This window comes from Nocardia brasiliensis NBRC 14402 (assembly GCF_000308475.2).
Classification (GTDB): Bacteria; Actinomycetota; Actinomycetes; order Mycobacteriales; family Mycobacteriaceae; genus Nocardia; species Nocardia brasiliensis.
In genome coordinates this window covers 1-18130 of sequence record NZ_BAFT02000079.1, presented here as the reverse complement: position 1 = coordinate 18130, position 18130 = coordinate 1, and the positions used below count along the sequence as shown (strand labels likewise).

Genomic DNA, 18130 nt, shown 5'->3' with positions numbered 1-18130 from the left:
CCGAACTTTCCGCCAGCCACCAGTACTCGGCGATCCTACTGTTCAGGGCCGAGGTACTTCGCCACCAGTTTGGTGTGGTAGATCGGGAGTTCGGTGGGCGAGCCGAGATGTTCGGCGGCTTCGGTGATGGTGTACCACTCGTCGGCGCCCGCGTAGCGGGTCTGCGCGCAGGCCTGGCCGGCATCGGTGACGGTGGAGCGGATCTCGACCTCGCCGGTGATGACGCCGACCTCGTCGGTCATGATGCCGCCGGGGGCCGCGGTCAGGGTTGTCGTCATTTCGTTGCTCATGAAGCACATCCGTTCAGGAGTTGTTGCAGAGCGTTCTTTTCCGCCTGCTGCGCGGAAAGCTGCCAGGCCGACTTCGAGGCGATCCATATCTTCGCATAGGTGCAGCGATAACCCGTGGTGGGCGGTAGCCACTGGGACGGATCCTGATCGCCTTTGGATCTGTTCGATGACGCCGATACGGCAATGAGCTGTGGGTGATTCAGGTCATTGGCGAAATCCTGGCGCCGCTGCGTGGTCCACCCGGAAGCACCCGAGCGCCATGCTTCGGCCAGCGGCACCACGTGGTCGATATCCACCGCGCCGGGATCGGTCACGGTCACACTGTCGTAGGGCGAATACCAGGAGCCGGCGGTCGGATAGCAGTCCGCGCCGACCCGCACGCCGGTACCGTCACGCATCAAAACCGTTTCCCTGGTCGAACATTGGCCGGAGACGGTGATCCAGTGCGGAAACTTCTCCCGCGAGTACCCGGTCATCGCCCCCTCCGGCGCGACGGCGATCCCGTCGAGCATCGACTGCGCCGCGGCCTTGCCCGGGATATTCGGCGGCGTCGCCGACGCCACACCCGCGGGCAGCGCCGTCGCGGTAATTCCCACGGCGACAAGGGAAATGCCGATCAAATATCGGTTGAATCGCTTCTCGGTTCGCATGTGCCAACGATCACCGGAAATTGCTGATCGAGAACGATGACAGGCCGCGCCGTGCGGCGAATTCACCGATCTTTCACACAGGTTTCCGCGGAACGCCGATTCGGCGAACGGCCGAATTACCCAACAGGACAACATGACACAGAACGGTCGAATACCCGAAAATGGATTCCGCCGACCGTTCGGACGTACCGGCATGCCCGCGATCGGTCCAGTTTCGGGATGCTGGCGCTGGACGGGGGTCGGCGCAACGGCGCAGGCTACCGGTATGTCCTCGCTTGCGCCCGAAGAGTTCTCTCCCGAAGTCACCTACCTGAACACCGCCTCCTACGGGTTGCCGTCGGAGCGCGCACTGGCAGCGGTACGGGACGCCAGCACCCGATGGGCGAGCGGCCGGGGCGGGCCGATGACGCAGGACCACCTGGTGCCCGAACTGCGGGCCGCCTACGCCCGGCTGCTGGCAGGCGCGACCGCGGACGATATCGCGCTCGGCAGTGGTGCGGGCCCGCTGATCGGCCCGGTCGCGGTCGCACTGCCGTCCGGGGCCGAGGTGCTGGTCGCCGAAGGCGAATTCTCCTCTGTCACCATGCCTTTCCTGCATCGCGGCGACCTGACGGTACGGGTGGTCCCGCTGGAGCGCCTGGCCGAAGAGGTGCGCCCGGAGACCGCACTGGTCGCGGTGAGCGTGGTGCAATCCGCGGACGGGCGCACCACGGACCTGTCCACGCTGCGCGCGGCGACCAACGCCTACGGCGCCCGGTTGCTGGTGGACGCCACGCAGGCGGCGAGCTGGCTGCCGCTGTCCTTCGCCGACGCCGACTACTGGGTGTGCGCCACGTTCAAATGGCTGATCGGCTCGCGTTCGGTGGCCTTCTTCGCCGCCGGACCGGAGGCGACCGAGTCGGTGCGCCCGGTCGGGCCGAGCTGGTACGCCGCCGAGGATCGGTGGGCGGAGCTGTACAACCCCGTCGCTTTGCCGAAGACCACCCGCCGCTTCGACTCGACCCCCGACCTGCTCGGCATCATCGCGGCCACCGCGGGCATCGCGCTGATCGAGGAACTGACCGTCGAGCGGATCGGCGCGCACGATCTCGCGCTGGCGGACCGATTCCGCGCCGGGCTCACCGAGCTCGGCCTCGACTATGTCGCCAAGCAGTCCCCGATCGTCACGGTGCCCGGTGCGGGCGAGGTGCAGGCTCGACTGGAAGCCGCCGACGTCATCACCTCCGCGCGCAACGGCGGCCTGCGCTTCTCGTTCCATCTGTACAACAGCGCCGACGACGTGGACCGTGCGCTGGAAGTTCTTGCCATGAAATAGGTTTGATCATTCGGCCGCACGGCAGCGCTGACCGGCTCTGCCGATGCCCTCGATCTCGACCTCCACCAGATCACCGGCGCGCAGGTACGGGTAGCGGCCGGACAACGCCACCCCGGCCGGCGTGCCGGTATTGACGACGTCGCCCGGTTCCAGCACCGCGTACTGCGACAGGTGCCAGACCAGATACGCGACATCGAAGATCAGGTCCGCGGTGCTGGCGTCCTGCCGCGCCACGCCGTTGACGAAGGAGCGCAGGCGCAGGTTCGCCGGATCGAGCCGATCACGCGGGACGAGGGCGGGCCCGAGCGGGTTGAAGGTCTCGCAGCACTTGCCTTTCGACCACTGGCCGCCCGACTCCTCCAGCTGGAACGCGCGTTCGGAGACGTCGTTGGACACCGTGTAGCCCGCGACGTGATCCAGCGCCTGCTCGACCGAGTCGAGATAGCGGGCGCGTTTCCCGATCACCACCGCGAGTTCCACTTCCCAGTCGGTCTTTTCGGAGCCCTTCGGGATCAGCACGTCGTCGTACGGTCCGATCACCGTGTTCGGGGTCTTGAAGAACACCACCGGCGTCCGCGGCGGCGCCGCACCCGATTCCGCGGCATGGGCGGCGTAGTTCATGCCGATGCACCACACCGCCTGCGGCCGCGCGATGGGCGCGCCGATGCGCTGTCCGTCGATCTCGACGCGCGGTAGTTCACCGGCCGCGAGCGCGGCGGCGGTGGCGGCGATGCCGCCAGCGGCCAGGAATTCGCCGTCGATGTCCCGGGTGAGCGGGGTCAGGTCGTAAGCCTGCGCGCCGTCCACCACCACCGGTCGCTCCGCGCCGCGTTCGCCGATGCGCTGCAACTTCATTCGGTACCTCCTTGGCTCATCCAGGTCGGGGCCAACGGCAATTGGTAAGTGCGCCAGGCTACTTCGGTCAGAATCTGCACGCGATCGACCGGATCGAGCGTGGCCAAGGTCGCCAGGGTGGTCTGCCATACGGTCCGATACGACGCGGCGGTCAGCGTGAACGGCCAGTCCCCGCCCACCATCAACCGTCCCGGCCCGAAGACCTCGAGGGCGTGATCGACATAGGGTTGCCAACGCGCAGCGCTGATTTCGCTGCCGGACACGGTCGCGAGGCCGGAGATCTTGGCGATCACGTTCGGCGCGGCCGCCGCATCGGCGAGCAGGTCGGCCCACGGTTGCCGAGCGCCCGTGGCGATCGGCGGCTTACCGAGATGGTCGAGCACGATCGTCAGATCCGGATGTGCGCGCGCGATCACCGGGACCTGGGCCAGCAGATCCGGCCGCTCGGCGACCGCGTCGAAGACCAAGCCCGCCTCGGCCAGCAACGTCAGGCTGTCCGAAACCTCGGGCCGCAGCAGCCATTCGGGATCCGGATCGCGGTGGATCATGTGCCGGATGCCGACGAACTCCGGATGCGCACGGAGCCGGGGCAGTTCGGCGGCCACCAGCTCGGGCCGATGCAGCGGCAGCCAGCCGACCACGGCGGCCGGATACGGTGTCGCGGCGGCCGCCGCGAGCAGCGCGCGGTTCTCGGCCGGCGAATCCGAAGCCTGCACCAGCACCAGCGCACCGATCCCGTGCTCGGCGAACTCCGGCTGCACCTCCGGTAGGGCATAGTTGCGGTACAAAACATCGGATGTTTCTGTCAGCCAGTCGTATTCGACGTCGAATTCTCCCCCGTCTACCTGCCAAACATGCATATGGGCGTCTACAGTCATCGGAGGCATACGTTCACATCCTCGAGGTCGAAGGAAACAGGGTGTCGGTCACCGACGATGCGATAGCGAAGATCAAGGCGATGATCATCTCGGGCGATCTCGAGCCCGGCTCCCGGCTGCCGCGCGAAGCCGACCTCGCCGCCGAACTCGGGGTCTCGCGCAACTCGCTGCGCGAAGCCGTCCGCGCGCTCTCCCTGGTGCGCATCCTGGACGTGCGCCAGGGCGACGGCACGTATGTGTCCAGCCTGGAACCCAAGTCGCTGCTCGATGCGATGAGCTTCCTGCTCGAATTCCACCAGGACGACTCGGTGCTCGACATTCTCGGCGTGCGGCGCATTCTCGAGCCCGCCGCCACCGCCCTTGCGGCACAGTCGATGTCGGAGGACCAGATCGAGCACCTGCGCACCCTGGTGGTGCCCGAGCACTCCTCGGTCACGGATCTGGTCGCGCTCGACCTCGAGTTCCACGCCGCGATCGCCGCCGCCTCCGGTAACAAGGTGCTGGCCTCGCTGCTGGAGTCGCTGTCCATGCCGACCATGCGGGCCCGGATCTGGCGCGGCATCACCGAGGAAGGCGCGTTCGAGCGCACCGTCGCCGAACACCGCGGTATCTGCGACGCGATCGCGGCCCACGACCCCGAACTCGCGCACGCGCGCGCCCTCGCCCACGTGGCGGGCGTCATGGAGTGGTTGCGCCGCGCCGCCCCCTGACGCGATTCCGCGCACCCGCTGCGCAGGCCGAAGCGGGTGTGCGAGAGCAGCGGGCACGCGCCGGATCATCCGCACCCCGCCAGCTTGTCCCAGAGTGCTTCGGGGACAGGGTGGTTCAGCATCGCGACGGTGTCGGCGACCTGGGCCGGGGTGCTCGCGCCGACCACCGTGCGGGTCACCGCCGGATGCCTGCGCGGGAACTGTAATGCCGCAGCGCGCAGCGGCACTTCGTATTCCGCGCACAGCCGCGCCATCGCACGCGCCCTGCCGATGATCTCACCGTCCGCCGGGCGATAGTCGAAGGTGGCCTGGTGTTCCGGATCGGCCAGAATGCCGCTGTTGAGCACACCGCCGACCAGCACCCGGATGCCGCGCCGGCCGCATTCCGGCAGCAGCTCGGCTTCGGCGCCGCGATCGAGCAGGGTGTAGCGACCGGCGATCAGCACGTGGTCGATCGGAGCTTCGCGGACGAAGCGCAGCGCGAGATCGACGAAATTGACGCCGATCCCGATACCGGAGACCAGGCCTTCGTCCCGCATCCGGACCAGCTCGGGCACCGCCGACGAAAACGCCTCCGGCTGATGATCTTCCGGATCGTGGATGAGCAACAGCTCCACCCGGTCCAGGCCGAGCCGGGTCAGCGAGTCCGCCAGGGACCTGCGGATCCCCGAGGCCGAATAGTCCCGCCGCCGCGAGCGTTTCGGGGTGCCGTAGAAGCCGTCGGTGCCGTCGGCGGCCTGTGGGTCGTCGTAGAGCAGACGACCGGCCTTGGTGGACACGGTGAATTCCGCGCGCGGACGGGTGCGCAGGAATTCGCCGAGGCGTTCTTCACCGCTGCCCACACCGTAATGCGGTGCGGTGTCGAAGGATCGGATGCCTGCGTCCCAGGCGGCGGACAGCGCGGCGTGCGCGTCCGCGGGGTCGACCGCCCGGTACAGCCCGGCGTATCCCGCACCGCCGAGCACGATGTCCGCGAGATAGGTCATGATCACTCCTGTCGCCGGCCGCTGGCGACGCGGGTGATCACGAGGGCGACGAGGATCAGCGCGCCGTTGATGAACTTCAGCGAATCGGCACTGACCCCGCCGTAGGACAACAACTTCTGGATCAACGTCAGGATCAGCACGCCGAAGAACGCGCCGAGCACCGACCCGCGGCCGCCGTTCAGTGCGACACCGCCGATGACGCAGGCCGCGAACACCTGGAAGATCATGCCGTCGCCCTGGCTGACCTGCACGCTGGCGAACTGCCCCGAATAGATCAACCCGCCGATGGCGGCGAGCCCGCCCGCCACCACCAGCACCGCGATGACGACCTGATCGGTGCGGATGCCCGCGGCCCGCGCGGCGGCCTCGTTGCCGCCCACCGCGTACAGCGCGCGCCCGGCCGTCGTGTAGGTGAGCACGAGATACCCCACCAGGAACAGGAGCAGGCACAGCGCCACATCGACCGGGACGCCGAATACCCTGGTGTTGCCGAGCCATTCGACCGACGGCGGAATCTTGGTGAGCGTGAAACCTTCGGTGAGAAAGGTGAGCAGACCGCGCAGCGCGATGAGCATCGCCAAGGTCACGATGAACCCGTTCAACCCGAACCGGACGATCAGCACCCCGTTCACCGCGCCGACCGCCAATCCGACGAGCAGGGCCAGCGGAATGGTCATCCACGGCGAAGTCCAGGTGAAGGCGCCGACTTTCGCGGTGCCCATGGTGGCCCAGATGGCGACACCGGGCGCCAGCCCGAACGTCGACTCCAGCGACAGGTCCATCCGCCCGACCACCAGCACCAGCACCTCGGCCAGCACCAGCAGCGCGATACCGCTCATCGTGGTGAGCACATTGGTGAGGTTGGCCGGTGAGACGAAGCTGGCGTCGATGAAGTAGCCGACCACCAGAACGAGCAGGATGGGCGGCACGAGCAGGAAATCGCGCAGCGCGCCCCAGCGCACGGTGACCGGCACACCCCGGCGCGCGGTGGCCGTACGGGTCGCCGGTTCCTGGCCGGTCGTGGTCGGGGTCATCACAGTCCTTCCATGGCGGCGACGAGTTCCTTGTCGCCCCAGCCTTTCTCGAATTCCTGAGCGATCCGGCCCTGCACCATCACCAGGACCCGATCACAGTCGCGCAGATCGTCCAGCTCGTCCGAGACCACCAGTACCGCGGTACCGCGGTCGGCGGCCGCCCGCACCACGGCGCGCAGGGTCTGCTTCGATCGGACATCGACGCCCGCGGTCGGCGTGATCAGTACCAGCACCGCGGGGTCGGTGGCCAGCGCGCGAGCGAAGACCACCTTCTGCTGATTGCCGCCGGACAACTCCGCGACACTCTGGTCCGGCCCGGACGTCTTGATGCCGAGCGCGTCGATCGCTGTGCCCGCCACCGTATTCCGGGTCCGGCGGGACAGCAGCCCGAGGCGGCCCAGGCGGCGCGGCACGGTGAGGGTGGCATTGTCCGCGACGCTCATTTCCGGGATCAGCCCTTCCTCGTGCCGATCCCGCGGCACGAAGCCGATACCGGCGTCCAGGGCCGCCCGTACCCCACCGCGGCGCGGCATCCGCCCGGACACCAGCACGGAACCCGCTGCGGCCTTGCGCAATCCGACGATCGTCTCCGCGACCTCGATCCGCCCGCTGCTGCCACCGCCCGCCAGGCCGACGATCTCGCGCGGGGACACCTGAAACGTCACGTCGATGAACTCCCCTGCACCGCTGAGTCCCTCGACCTGGAGCGTGGGTGTGGCGTCCTGATCGGCGGTGCCGCGCGGGGCGGCGGTCTGCAGTTCCACCGAGTCACCGGTCATCGCCGCGATCAGGTCCTTCTTGCCCAATTCGGCGGCGGGTGCGGTCAGCACGTGCTCGGCGTCCCGGAAAACCGTGATGTCCTGGCAGATTTCGTAGGTCTCGTCGAGGTGGTGGGAAATGAACAGGAACGTGACGCCTTGCGCCTGCAGATCTCGGATTCGGTGGAACAACCGCTTGATCGCCGGTCCGTCCAGCTGCGCGGTCGGTTCGTCCAGGATGATGAAACGCGCGCCGTACGACAGCGAGCGGGCGATCTCGACCAGTTGGCGGTGCTCGACCGAGAGGTCACGGGCGACGGTGTCCACGTCGACGGGCACCGACCAGGTGTCGAGCAATTCCCGGGCGCGGCCACGAAGCTTGCGCCAGTTGATGATCCGACGGTCCAGGCCCTGCCGGTTGATGAACAGGTTCTCCGCCACCGACAGGTCGGGGATGATCGTCGACTTCTGGTACACGCACGCCACCCGGGCGCGCCACGCGTCCCGGTCGGCGGGCGCGGGCGCCGGGCGACCGTTGAACCGCACCTCCCCCTCATCAGGAGTTGCGAGCCCGGTCAAGATCGACACCAGCGTCGACTTCCCGGCGCCGTTCCGGCCGACCAGCGCGTGCGTGCGCCCCGCCGCCACCCGCAAGCCGACCCGGTTCAGCGCGATCACGTTGCGGCCGAAGCGTTTCGAGACCTCGATCGCCTCCGCGATCGGTTCGCCGCTCATCCGCCGTGACCCCACAGTCCCGGCGCGGTGGGCGGCACTGTGTCGAGTTCGCCCACCTTGCCCCCGGCGCGGGTGACGACCGGCGCGGGCAACTGGTCCTCCAGCGTGCCGCCGACGCCGGTGTCGATGATGGTCGAGCCGTGATCGGTCGGTCCCGGCGTGAACTTTCGGCCGTCGACCGCGGCCTTCGCGTAGAACGCGGCGTACTGCGCGTAGAGATCGGCGGGCTGGGAGATGGTCGCGTCGATCTCACCGGCCGTGATGGCGTCCAGCTCGGCCTTGATACCGTCGTTGGAGACGATCGTGATATGCCCTGGCGCACCGGCTTTCACCAGTTTTCCGCTGCGCCGCAGCAGTGCCAGCGTCGGTTGCAGGAAGACGCCGCCCGCCTGCATGTAGATACCGTTGATATCGGGGTCGGTCAGCAGTTTGTCCTGCAGACCCGACACGGCGCGATCACCCTTCCAGTCGGTTGGGATTTCGATCACCTTGATCCCGGGATAACGCGTTTTCATGCAGTCGGCGAACGCTTCCGAGCGATCACGCCCGTTGATCGAACTCAGGTCGCCTTGGAATTCGACGACCTTGCCGGTGCCCTGCAGGGTTTCACCCAGGTAGATGCACGATTTGGTGCCATAGGCCCGATTGTCGGCCCGCACCACCATGTACACACCGCCGCTGTCGGGCCGGGTGTCCACGCTCACCACGGGCACATTCTTCGCGGCGGCCGCGGCCAAAGCCGGTTTCACCGCGGCCGTGTCCTGCGGCGCCATGATGATCGCCGCGACATTCTTCGACAGCAGCGTGTCGACGTTGGATTTGAGCCGGTTGGCGTCGTTGTCGGACGAGGTGTTCTCCAGCTTCACCCCGGCCGACGCCGCCTTCGGGCCGAGGTAGCCCGCATAGGCGCTCCAGAAGTCGGAATCCGACCGGGGCTGGTCCGCACCGACCAGCACGCCGTTGTCCGCGCCGCTGCCCACGGTGACGGCCGGGCCGGTCTCGGTGCCGACCGATTCGCGCGAGCACGCGGCACCCGAGGCGATGATCAGGGTAGCGCCCAGTGCGACGCCGACGAGGCTGGCGGTGTTCATGACTTCTCCTGATGGTGTGCGGACGGTGTTGCGCGCCAAGCGGCTCCGACCGGGTATTCGTAATCGCGCAGCGACGCGGGCAGCATCTCAGCGCTGAAGCCGGGTTCCCGAGGTGCGAGGTAGTGCCCACCCACCACGCGCACCGGAAATCGGAAGTGCTCGTGCAGATGGTCGACGAACTCGATCGCGCGCCCCTCGACGCTCCCGGAGACCACGACGTAATCGATCATCGCCAGGTGTTGCACCAGCTCGCACAGCCCGACGCCGCCTGCGTGCGGCACGACCGGGATCCCGAACTTGGCCGCCAGCAACAGAATTGCCAGATTCTCGTTCACACCGGCGACCCTGGCCGCATCGATCTGCACGATGTCGACCGCGCCCGCCTGGAACAGTTGCTTGAACAGGATGCGGTTCTGGCCGTGCTCGCCGGTCGAGATCCGCACCGGTGCGACGCGACGACGGATCTCGGCGTGGCCGAGGATGTCGTCCGGGCTCGTCGGCTCCTCGACCCAGGCCGGGTCGGCGGGCGCCAGGCGGGAGATCCACTGCACCGCGGCGTCGACATCCCAGCGCTGATTCGCGTCGACCGCCAGGCCGATATCCGGCCCGATCGCCGCCCTGGCGATCTGCAACCGGTGCACGTCCTCGTCCACGTCGCGGCCCACCTTGATCTTGATGGTGCGGAAACCGTCGGCCACCGCCTGGCGGGCGAGCCGGGCCAGCTTCTCGTCCGAGTAGCCGAGCCACCCCGGCGAGGTGGTGTACGCCGGATATCCGGTCGCGAGCAGCCGGTCCATCCGCTGTTGCCGACCCGGTTCCGCGCGCCGAAGCAATGCCAGCGCTTCGTCAGGGGTGAGCGCATCGGTGAGATACCGGAAGTCGAGCAGGTCGACGATCTGCTCCGGCGACATCTCGGCGACCAACTGCCACACCGGTTTTCCGGCCAGCTTCGCCACCAGATCCCACGCGGCGTTGACCACCGCGCCGACCGCCATGTGCATGACGCCCTTTTCCGGGCCGAGCCAACGCAGTTGCGAATCCGCGGTGAGTGCGCGGGCGAATCCTCCGAGGTCCCCGGCGATCTCGGCGACCGAGCGGCCGACCACCAGCGCGGTCAGCGATTCGATCGCGACCCGCTGGACGTCGTTGCCGCGGCCGATGGTGAACGCGAAACCGTGCCCCTGCGGTCCAGCCGGGTCGTCGGTGCGCAGCACCACGTAAGCCGCGGAATAGTCGGGGTCTGGGTTCATCGCGTCCGAGCCGTCCAGCTCGCGCGACGTCGGGAACCGGACGTCGAAGGTGTCCAGCGCCGTGAGGTGCGCCATGGGATGATCCTCGTTCCAGAAAGTGATCTGGGTCACGACTATACATCGGATGTCTGTCGACGCAAGGGGGTTCGAGTATTCGTCAATCCTGGTTTATCCGTGGCAATCTGGCGCGTTCCCGCGCGATCGGTGTTATGTTCGCCAGGGGTAAACATCGGACCTGTTCGAGGCGTGCCATCGCCTCGGAAGCGAGGCGAGAGCGAGGGGTCGGTATGTCGTCGCACGACGAGTTCGACGGACTGGTGGCCGTGGTCACCGGCGGTGCGTCCGGAATCGGAAAGGCCATCGCCGACACGCTCGCGACGGCGGGCGCGCGAGTCGCGGTGCTCGATCGGGCCCCGGGTGACGCTCCGCCGTCCGGGGGTATCAGCCTGTGCTGCGATGTGGTCGACGACGCTTCGGTGCGCGACGCTGTCGCACAGGTGCACGAAACGTTCGGCCGCCTCGATATCGTCGTCAACAACGCCGGTATCGGCGCGCAGGGCACAGTCGAGGACAACAGCGACGACGAATGGCGAAATCTGTTCGAGGTCAACGTCTTCGGTACGGTGCGGGTCTCCCGTGCGGCCCTCCCGCAGCTACGTCGATCGCCCGCGGCCGCGATCGTGAACACCTGCTCGATCGCGGCGACCACCGGACTGCCCAACCGGGCCGCCTACGCCGCGAGCAAGGGCGCGATCCTCTCGCTCACCCGCGCCATGGCCGCCGACCACGTCGGCGAGGGCATCCGGGTCAACTGCGTCAATCCCGGCACCGTCGACACGCCGTGGGTACAGCGACTTCTCGCGGCCAGTGCGGATCCCGCGGCCGAGCTGACCGCGCTGCGCGCCCGACAACCGCACGGACGGCTGGTCACGGCCGAGGAGGTAGCCGCCGCCGTCGCCTTCCTGGCCGGGCCCGGAGCCACCTCCATCACCGGGACCATGCTCGAGGTCGACGCCGGCATGCACTCGCTGCGGCTACGCGCCGCCGCCCAGGCCGCCACGCGATGACCGCGCGCAGGCTGCCGCGGCCCCGGGAACTCGCGCCGCTGCTCAAATTCGAGCGTCCGTTCGGCGGCCGTGCGCGCAAACTCACACGCGCCCAGACGATCTGGGATCTGCGCGAATTGGCTCGCAAGCGCACCCCGAAGGTCGCGTTCGACTACACCGACGGCGCCGCCGACGCCGAGATCAGTCTCGACCGGGCCCGAGAAGCGTTCGCGGATCTCGAATTCCGGCCCACCATTCTGCGCAACGTCAGCGCCGCCGATACCTCGGTGCAGGTGCTCGGACGCACCGCCGCGCTGCCGTTCGGTATCGCGCCCACCGGATTCACCCGGATGATGCACACGGCCGGCGAGGCGGCCGGAGCACGGGCCGCCGAGCGGGCGGGAATTCCGTTCACGTTGTCCACCATGGGCACCGCCGCCATCGAGGACGTCGCGGCCCTGACCGGTCCCGACGCGCGCAACTGGTTCCAGCTCTACATGTGGACCGATCGGGACCGTTCCATCGCACTGGTCGAACGCGCCGCGCAGGCCGGTTTCGACACCCTCGTCGTCACCGTCGACGTGCCGGTGGCGGGCGCCAGACTGCGGGATGTGCGCAACGGAATGACGGTGCCGCCCTCGATCACCCTGTCCGGCGCGCTCGACGCGCTGCGCCGCCCATGGTGGTGGTGGGACTTCCTCACCACCGAACCGTTGTCCTTCGCCTCCCTGGACCGCTGGTCGGGCACCGTAGCCGAACTGCTCGACTCGATGTTCGACCCCACCGTCACTTTCGACGACCTCGCCTGGCTCCGGCAACAGTGGTCCGGACGGCTACTGGTCAAGGGCGTGCAGACGGTCGACGACGCGAAACGACTCGCCGGTCTCGGCGCCGACGGCATCGTGCTGTCCAATCACGGTGGGCGGCAACTCGATCGCGCGCCGGTGCCGCTGCATCTACTGCCCGCGGTGGTCCGCGAGGTGGGCGACGACATGGAGATCCACCTCGACACCGGCATCATGCACGGCGCCGATATCGTCGCGGCCCTCGCACTCGGCGCCCGCTTCACCCTGATCGGCCGCGCCTACCTCTACGGACTCATGGCCGGCGGCGAACCCGGCGTCGACCGCGCCATCGACATCCTGCGCACCCAGGTGCTGCGGACACTGAAACTCCTGGGTGTGACCAGCATCGAGGAACTCGAACCGGCGCACGTCCGACTGCTCGAACGCTACCGCCCGCGCGAATGACGGTGGGCCGGTGCCGTGATCAGCGGCAGGTCCAGTGCGGTCATGATGCCCGCGGGCGCCTGCACCACCGCCGGGATCGCGTTGACGATACGCATGGCGGTGGCCACCAGGGTGGCGTAGTTGTGGTCGCCGTTGCGGCTCGAGGTGACCAGATCCAGGGCGTAACTCGGTTCGCCCGTCAATTCCACCCGATACGAGCCCTCCCGGTGCGCCGGCTGCGGCCAGTCCGGGCAGAGGTCGGGGTGCAGCCGGGTGATGTGCTCGAGCACGGTGACCGGGGTATCGCCGACCATACCGCGCACCTCGAAACGCAGTGCGGCAGCTGAACCTTCGGGGATGTGACCGGTGACGATATCGAAGGCATGCGGCGCAGGCACACGCTCGTAGGTCTCGGTGACGGCGTCGAGTTCGACGCCGATACCCGCAGCCAGCTGGCGGACCACGCCACCCCAGGCGAGCGACAAGACGCCGGGCTGCAACAACATCGGGATATCGTCGAGCGGTTTGCCGAAACCCATGATGTCGAACATGACTTCACGATTGTCGTAGCTGGCGTAGTCGACGATCTCGATACAGCGCAGCTCATCGATGCGCAGGCAGGTGCCCGCCAGAGCCAGCGGCACCAAGTCGTTGGCGAAACCGGGATCGATGCCGTTCACCCAGAGGGTCGAATTACCTTGTGCCGCAGCCTCTTGCACCGGCTTCAACAGTTCGTCCGGGACCACGCCGTACGGGTACTGGAAGAACACCGGTGCGCACGCGACGACATTGACACCCGCGCGCAGAATCCGCTGCAGGTCCTGCACGGCTTCGAACAGGCGGTTGTCGGTCATCGAGCAGTAGACGACACAGTCCGGCCGGGCGGCCAGCAACGCGTCCGCGTCGGTCGTCGCCTGCACCCCCACCGAATGTTCCAGCCCGGCCAGCGTTCCCGCATCCACGCCCGCCTTCGACTCGCCGGAGACCCAGACGCCGGTCAATTCGACGTCGGGATTGGCGATCACACCGGCCAGCGCGTGCCGGCCGACATTGCCTGTACCCCACTGCACTACGCGATAAGTCATGTCACAGATCCGGAATCGGGAGATGGAGGTTCGGGATGATCAAGCCACCGTCGGGTTCGATGACCTTGCCGGTGAGATATTTGCCCGCAGGGGACACCAGATACAGGGCGGCCGCGGCGATGTCCTCAGGCTCACCTATTCGTTGCAGCGGGGTCTTGGTCTCCAGTTCGGTGCGCATCGCCTCGTTGCCCGCGACGATCTCCAACGCGGAGGTCAGAATCGAGCCGGGCGCGATGGCATTCACCCGAATGCGCGGGTTCAGGTCCAGCGCAGCAAGTTTCGTGTAATGCGCCAGCGCCGCCTTGGCGGTGCCGTAGGCGGCGAACGCGCGACCGGGCAGCCTGCCCATGGTCGAGGTGATGTTGAGAATCGAACCGCCGCCCGCGGTCTCCAGCATGCGCGGGACCGCGGCGCAGACCAATGCGTGCGCGTTGGTGACGTTGAAGTTGAACGCGTCGACCAGGGCCTGCGGCGTCGTATCGAGCAGTGTGCACGGCATCGCGCCGCCCACATTGTTCACCACGATATCCAGCCTGCCGAAACGTTCCACCGCGGTCGCGGCCAATGCCGCGGTGGTGTCGAGACCGCTCAGGTCGGCCGGGACGACATGCGCCTGCCGTCCCGTCGCGGCCACCCGCTCGGCCACCGCGTCCAACTGGCTCTTCGTGCGGGCCGCGATCACCACATCCGCACCCGCCTCGGCGAAGGCCAGTGCGATCGCCGCCCCCAGGCCGCGGCCGGCGCCGGTCACGATGGCGACCTGCCCGTCTATCCGGAACCGATCCAGGATCATTCGCGCTCCATCCGATGCGGGGTCATGCCCGCCGACATCCACGGTGTCGAATATTCGACGCTTGGTGTTCTAATATTCGACACATCGTAGGTTGCCCACCCGAGCAGAAACAAGAGGTTCCGTCATGCCGGAACGGTCCGCATCGCCGCCGACCCGCCGGGTCGTCGACATCGTTTCGCTGCTCACCACGGCGAACGAGCCGATCGGTGTCGCGGGCATCGCCGAACGCCTCGGCATCGCCAGAGCCACCGCGACCGCGATACTCGCCGAACTCGCCGCAGCAGGCTGGGTACGCCGAGACCCGCAGCGCGGCTACACCATCGGCCCCGAGCTGGCCGGATTATCCAGTGCCGCACTACCGCCCGGCGTCGGTGACGTACTCGCCGCACTCGCCGCCCGCACCGGATTCGGCGCCACCTTCAGCCGGATCGAACCCGATCGGCTCACCGTCCTCGACATCCGGCACGGACACACCCGCGTCGTCCCCGGAATCCCGGTGGGACACCGCATTCCACTGCAATTCCCCGCCGGTGCCAGCGTCATGCCGTGGCGTCCGGCCGCCGAACAGAACACCTGGATCCGCACCGCCACCGGCGCCGACCGGCGCAACGCCGGCGCTCTACTCACCCTCGTTCGCGCCCGCGGCGTCGCAGTCTTCCGTCCCCGCGCCGACGACGCGGGCTTGGTCGACCTCCTCGCCGACCTGCTCGGCGCCGCCGGAACCGAACTCCTGCAACCACATCTGCGCACCCGCGCCCTGCGCCAACTGGCCGAACTCACCGCCCGCCCCTTCACCCGAACCGAACTCGACTCCCCTGACCCCTTGCCCCTCAGCTACCTCGCCGCCCCCGTCTTCGACCCCGCCGGCACCGCCACCCACGAAGTCCAACTAGGCCCCCTCCAACCCTCCACCACCAAACCCGAACGCGACGAATACATCTCAGCCGTAACCGAAGCCGCCCACCACCTCACCACCACCCTCAGCTCCCCCTGACCCCGTTTCTTACGCCGCCGAAATCGCCGAGGTGCGGCCGCCTGCTAACTCGGCAGCTCCACCAGCCGAGTCAGCCGTTGTCCCAGCGGCCGACCCGCGATTTTGCCGATCCCGGAGCGGACCCGGCGTGTTTCGCCACGCAAGTCGGGGGCTCACAGACCTTCAGTACGGCTCACAGGGGATACACCTGCTGTGAACCGTACGAACCCTCTGTGAACGCCGACCTATCTGTCGCTTGGTCCACTCGCTCTGCTCTGTGGGGATCGGTCAGGTTCGGTGGAGGGTGGCCAGCCAGGCGGGGGCGCCGGTGGGGTGGAAGGTGGTGTGGATTCGGGTGGGGGCGAGTCGTGGCGATGGTCCAGTTGGTGGCGAATGCGGTGGTGAGCGCTTGCCGACTGATGGGGTGGGGGCCTGGGTCGGGGCCGGTGTCGCTGAAGCAGAGGATGTAGAGGGTGCCGCCGGGGTTGGTCACCGAGGCGAGGCTGGCTGCGTAGCGGAGTTGTTCGTCGGTGTCGCAGGTGTGGAACATTCCGCTGTCGAGCACGGTGTCGAACATGCGGTCCAGGCGGCGCAGCTCGAACGCGTCGGCCATGATGAATTCGACGGCGAGCCGACGTTCGGCGGCCTTCGCGCGGGCGGTGGCCAAAGCTGTCTCGGCGACATCGACTCCCAGCACCGATAGCCCCAGCGCGGCGAGGTGCAGAGCGTTCTCCCCGGACCCGCAGCCGGCATCGAGTACTGCCCCGGTGAATCCGCCCGCCGCGGCGACCTGCACGATCGCGGGCTGCGGACCGCCGATGTCCCAGGGTGCAGGGCCATCGTGATACGACGCATCCCAGGGTAAGCCGGTCATCCGCTCGTGACTGGTCGGCGCACGACCACCGAACGGCTCCCCTGCGCGGACGTCCGACACGCACCCTCCTAGAGGCCGATGCTCGGCCCCTCTGGGACCGATGCCGTCTCATCGTGGCACGCCACCCAGCGGCACACGCCGAATCGCGACCCCTCGACCTTCTCGACGCTGCCGAAGTGTTCTCCCTCCGGCCGTAGGTAAGCGACGCCGGACTACGTGGGGGTGTCATCGGACCGCGAATAGGCGATGGTCAATCTCTCCGAGAGCGACCCCCGGCCACGGATTGCTATCCTTCGATCTTTTCGAAGGGTGTTGGAGTGTTTCCGGTCCAGCGGTATAGGTGGGCTACGCCGGATTGGGTTGTGGTGCCGTCGGATTTCGAGGTGCTCGAGGTGGCGACGTAGTAGCGGCCGTCGCCGAGGGCGATCAGGCCATAGGGGGCCGTGAACTTCCAGCCGCGCGTGCCTGAACGGTCGTCCTGTAGGCCGCCTGGTGCCAGGGGCAGTACTGAGCCTTGTTCGGGTTGCGGTTGGCCGGTGAGGTCTTGGGGTTGTGGTTGGGCGGTGGCTTCGATGATGAAGAAGGGGTAGTTCGGGAATTGCGGCTTCTTGCCGGGATATACGGCGAGGAACCAGTTTCCGGTGTGGCTGTCGTATTCGAGGTTCTGCACGCCGTAGGTGGTGTTGCCGGTACGGACGAAGAATTTTCCGTCCGGAGTCTGCGGCCCACTGGTGTGCGGGGCACGCTGAGTGAGCGGGCGCTCGTACGCACGCCAGTTCGTGGTGTCGTATTGCAGGAGCACCTGGTAGTCGTTGTCGGTGCGACTGTTGTTCGAGTAGATCCCATAGGCGACAGTGAGTTTCGGCGCACCATCGCGGCTGCCGAACGCCGGACCGAACGCCACACCGTCGATACCGCTGCACCCGTACCGGTGGTCTGCGGTCGCGGCGACGTCACCGTCGAACTTCCCGTCACCGTTCATGTCGGCCGTGTAGTCGGCTACCACTTCCCGCAGATACACCGTGCTGACGATGCCCGTGGCTTCGGCGTCCATGTTCTGCTGGGTGATCCGGTCGACGTCGATGATCGCGATATAGAACGCGGAAGCGGCCTTGTATTCGAGGGAGCCGTAGACCCGGCCGTCCCGTTCGTCGAACGCCAAATCGCCGAGATGGCCGGTGAATCCCGTCACCGTGCCGATCACCGCGCCGTTCAGATCTGTTTTCACCAGCAGATCGGTGAACGAGAAGTACATGAAGCCCTTGCGCACATCAATCGCAATGCCCTGCACATGACCGGATTTCCATGTCCCACCGGATATTTCGGTGGGCAGATCCGAGTCCGCATGCGCGGCCGGCAGCGCGGGCAGCGAAACGGCGAGCACCAGCAGTAGACCGAGACGCAACAATTTTGCCCACACCGCACAACCTCCGTAGCCGGACGACGTCGAGAGCACGCACGCTACCGCGGCGAACCAACGGCGAATCGACCGCGGAGAGAACAGCATCCGACAGGTGCGTGTGGGAAGGGTCGGAAAACGACGAAAGCCCCCAGCGATGCTGGGGGCTTTCGTGAAAT

The 18130-nt window shown here is 67.5% G+C and carries 17 protein-coding genes and 1 pseudogene; 5 read left to right on the top strand and 13 right to left on the bottom strand.

What is annotated here, in order from left to right:
- Positions 1-35: 35 nt before the first annotated feature.
- On the bottom strand, positions 36-290 hold the full coding sequence (locus TY25_RS28315) for a hypothetical protein (RefSeq protein ID WP_088606868.1): 255 nt from the start codon (positions 288-290) through the stop codon (positions 36-38).
- Positions 287-940, bottom strand: a complete 654-nt coding sequence (locus TY25_RS28310; protein ID WP_042261079.1) for an HNH endonuclease family protein — start codon at positions 938-940, stop codon at positions 287-289. The genes TY25_RS28315 and TY25_RS28310 overlap by 4 nt, the downstream gene beginning before the upstream one ends.
- Before the next feature lie 265 nt (positions 941-1205).
- On the opposite strand from TY25_RS28310, the gene TY25_RS28305 reads away from it, so the two are divergent.
- The gene (locus tag TY25_RS28305) at positions 1206-2255 is read left to right on the top strand and encodes an aminotransferase class V-fold PLP-dependent enzyme (RefSeq protein ID WP_042261077.1); all 1050 of its coding nucleotides are present in this window, start codon (positions 1206-1208) and stop codon (positions 2253-2255) included.
- Positions 2256-2261: 6 nt separating this feature from the next.
- On the opposite strand, the gene TY25_RS28300 is transcribed toward TY25_RS28305, so the two are convergent.
- On the bottom strand, positions 2262-3110 hold the full coding sequence (locus TY25_RS28300) for a fumarylacetoacetate hydrolase family protein (protein ID WP_042261076.1): 849 nt from the start codon (positions 3108-3110) through the stop codon (positions 2262-2264).
- Positions 3107-3988 carry an amidohydrolase family protein gene (locus TY25_RS28295; RefSeq protein WP_042261073.1) on the bottom strand — a complete coding sequence of 294 codons (882 nt, stop codon included), beginning with the start codon at positions 3986-3988 and terminating at the stop codon, positions 3107-3109. The genes TY25_RS28300 and TY25_RS28295 overlap by 4 nt, the downstream gene beginning before the upstream one ends.
- Before the next feature lie 41 nt (positions 3989-4029).
- On the opposite strand from TY25_RS28295, the gene TY25_RS28290 reads away from it, so the two are divergent.
- Positions 4030-4698 carry a FadR/GntR family transcriptional regulator gene (locus TY25_RS28290; RefSeq protein WP_042261071.1) on the top strand — a complete coding sequence of 223 codons (669 nt, stop codon included), beginning with the start codon at positions 4030-4032 and terminating at the stop codon, positions 4696-4698.
- 65 nt (positions 4699-4763) lie between these two features.
- Here TY25_RS28290 and TY25_RS28285 read toward each other — a convergent pair whose 3' ends face one another.
- The 5 genes from TY25_RS28285 to TY25_RS28265 are packed head-to-tail and all read right to left on the bottom strand — an operon-like array spanning position 4764 to position 10627.
- Positions 4764-5684: an aldo/keto reductase gene (locus TY25_RS28285; RefSeq protein ID WP_042261250.1), complete on the bottom strand. Its 921-nt coding sequence runs from the start codon at positions 5682-5684 to the stop codon at positions 4764-4766.
- Positions 5685-5686: 2 nt separating this feature from the next.
- Positions 5687-6718 carry an ABC transporter permease gene (locus tag TY25_RS28280; protein ID WP_042261069.1) on the bottom strand — a complete coding sequence of 344 codons (1032 nt, stop codon included), beginning with the start codon at positions 6716-6718 and terminating at the stop codon, positions 5687-5689.
- The gene (locus TY25_RS28275) at positions 6718-8211 is read right to left on the bottom strand and encodes a sugar ABC transporter ATP-binding protein (protein WP_042261066.1); all 1494 of its coding nucleotides are present in this window, start codon (positions 8209-8211) and stop codon (positions 6718-6720) included. Before TY25_RS28275 ends, TY25_RS28280 begins: the two co-directional genes overlap by 1 nt.
- A complete protein-coding gene (locus tag TY25_RS28270; protein WP_052383243.1) occupies positions 8208-9302 on the bottom strand; it encodes a sugar ABC transporter substrate-binding protein in 1095 nt (364 codons plus the stop codon). The genes TY25_RS28275 and TY25_RS28270 overlap by 4 nt, the downstream gene beginning before the upstream one ends.
- The gene (locus TY25_RS28265) at positions 9299-10627 is read right to left on the bottom strand and encodes an enolase C-terminal domain-like protein (RefSeq protein WP_042261246.1); all 1329 of its coding nucleotides are present in this window, start codon (positions 10625-10627) and stop codon (positions 9299-9301) included. The genes TY25_RS28270 and TY25_RS28265 overlap by 4 nt, the downstream gene beginning before the upstream one ends.
- 212 nt (positions 10628-10839) lie before the next feature.
- On the opposite strand from TY25_RS28265, the gene TY25_RS28260 reads away from it, so the two are divergent.
- Together TY25_RS28260 and TY25_RS28255 are read left to right on the top strand one after the other, a co-directional pair.
- The gene (locus TY25_RS28260) at positions 10840-11619 is read left to right on the top strand and encodes an SDR family NAD(P)-dependent oxidoreductase (RefSeq protein ID WP_042261064.1); all 780 of its coding nucleotides are present in this window, start codon (positions 10840-10842) and stop codon (positions 11617-11619) included.
- Positions 11616-12848 (top strand): alpha-hydroxy acid oxidase, encoded by a 1233-nt coding sequence (locus tag TY25_RS28255; protein ID WP_042261063.1) that lies wholly within the window; start codon positions 11616-11618, stop codon positions 12846-12848. Before TY25_RS28260 ends, TY25_RS28255 begins: the two co-directional genes overlap by 4 nt.
- Here TY25_RS28255 and TY25_RS28250 read toward each other — a convergent pair.
- Positions 12830-13912: an NAD(P)H-dependent amine dehydrogenase family protein gene (locus tag TY25_RS28250; RefSeq protein WP_042261061.1), complete on the bottom strand. Its 1083-nt coding sequence runs from the start codon at positions 13910-13912 to the stop codon at positions 12830-12832. The genes TY25_RS28255 and TY25_RS28250 overlap by 19 nt on opposite strands.
- Before the next feature lies 1 nt (position 13913).
- Positions 13914-14705, bottom strand: coding sequence for an SDR family oxidoreductase (locus tag TY25_RS28245; protein ID WP_042261059.1), 792 nt, complete (start codon positions 14703-14705; stop codon positions 13914-13916).
- 124 nt (positions 14706-14829) lie between these two features.
- Here TY25_RS28245 and TY25_RS28240 point away from each other — a divergent pair, with 124 nt between their 5' ends.
- Positions 14830-15699 (top strand): helix-turn-helix domain-containing protein, encoded by an 870-nt coding sequence (locus TY25_RS28240; protein ID WP_042261057.1) that lies wholly within the window; start codon positions 14830-14832, stop codon positions 15697-15699.
- Positions 15700-15966: 267 nt separating this feature from the next.
- Here TY25_RS28240 and TY25_RS28235 read toward each other — a convergent pair.
- Positions 15967-16552 (bottom strand): annotated as a pseudogene (locus TY25_RS28235) (class I SAM-dependent methyltransferase).
- 286 nt (positions 16553-16838) lie between these two features.
- Positions 16839-17972, bottom strand: coding sequence for a hypothetical protein (locus TY25_RS28230; RefSeq protein WP_226887376.1), 1134 nt, complete (start codon positions 17970-17972; stop codon positions 16839-16841).
- Between the last annotated feature and the right edge of the window lie 158 nt (positions 17973-18130).

Coding starts and splice junctions, on each gene's coding strand:
- TY25_RS28265 (WP_042261246.1), bottom strand. CDS start 10,627: ATGGCGCACCTCACGGCGCTGGACACCTTCGACGTCCGGTTCCCGACG.
- TY25_RS28285 (WP_042261250.1), bottom strand. CDS start 5,684: ATGACCTATCTCGCGGACATCGTGCTCGGCGGTGCGGGATACGCCGGG.
- TY25_RS28240 (WP_042261057.1), top strand. CDS start 14,830: ATGCCGGAACGGTCCGCATCGCCGCCGACCCGCCGGGTCGTCGACATC.
- TY25_RS28270 (WP_052383243.1), bottom strand. CDS start 9,302: ATGAACACCGCCAGCCTCGTCGGCGTCGCACTGGGCGCTACCCTGATC.
- TY25_RS28255 (WP_042261063.1), top strand. CDS start 11,616: ATGACCGCGCGCAGGCTGCCGCGGCCCCGGGAACTCGCGCCGCTGCTC.
- TY25_RS28300 (WP_042261076.1), bottom strand. CDS start 3,110: ATGAAGTTGCAGCGCATCGGCGAACGCGGCGCGGAGCGACCGGTGGTG.
- TY25_RS28275 (WP_042261066.1), bottom strand. CDS start 8,211: ATGAGCGGCGAACCGATCGCGGAGGCGATCGAGGTCTCGAAACGCTTC.
- TY25_RS28315 (WP_088606868.1), bottom strand. CDS start 290: ATGAGCAACGAAATGACGACAACCCTGACCGCGGCCCCCGGCGGCATC.
- TY25_RS28245 (WP_042261059.1), bottom strand. CDS start 14,705: ATGATCCTGGATCGGTTCCGGATAGACGGGCAGGTCGCCATCGTGACC.
- TY25_RS28280 (WP_042261069.1), bottom strand. CDS start 6,718: ATGACCCCGACCACGACCGGCCAGGAACCGGCGACCCGTACGGCCACC.
- TY25_RS28310 (WP_042261079.1), bottom strand. CDS start 940: ATGCGAACCGAGAAGCGATTCAACCGATATTTGATCGGCATTTCCCTT.
- TY25_RS28250 (WP_042261061.1), bottom strand. CDS start 13,912: ATGACTTATCGCGTAGTGCAGTGGGGTACAGGCAATGTCGGCCGGCAC.
- TY25_RS28305 (WP_042261077.1), top strand. CDS start 1,206: ATGTCCTCGCTTGCGCCCGAAGAGTTCTCTCCCGAAGTCACCTACCTG.
- TY25_RS28260 (WP_042261064.1), top strand. CDS start 10,840: ATGTCGTCGCACGACGAGTTCGACGGACTGGTGGCCGTGGTCACCGGC.
- TY25_RS28295 (WP_042261073.1), bottom strand. CDS start 3,988: ATGACTGTAGACGCCCATATGCATGTTTGGCAGGTAGACGGGGGAGAA.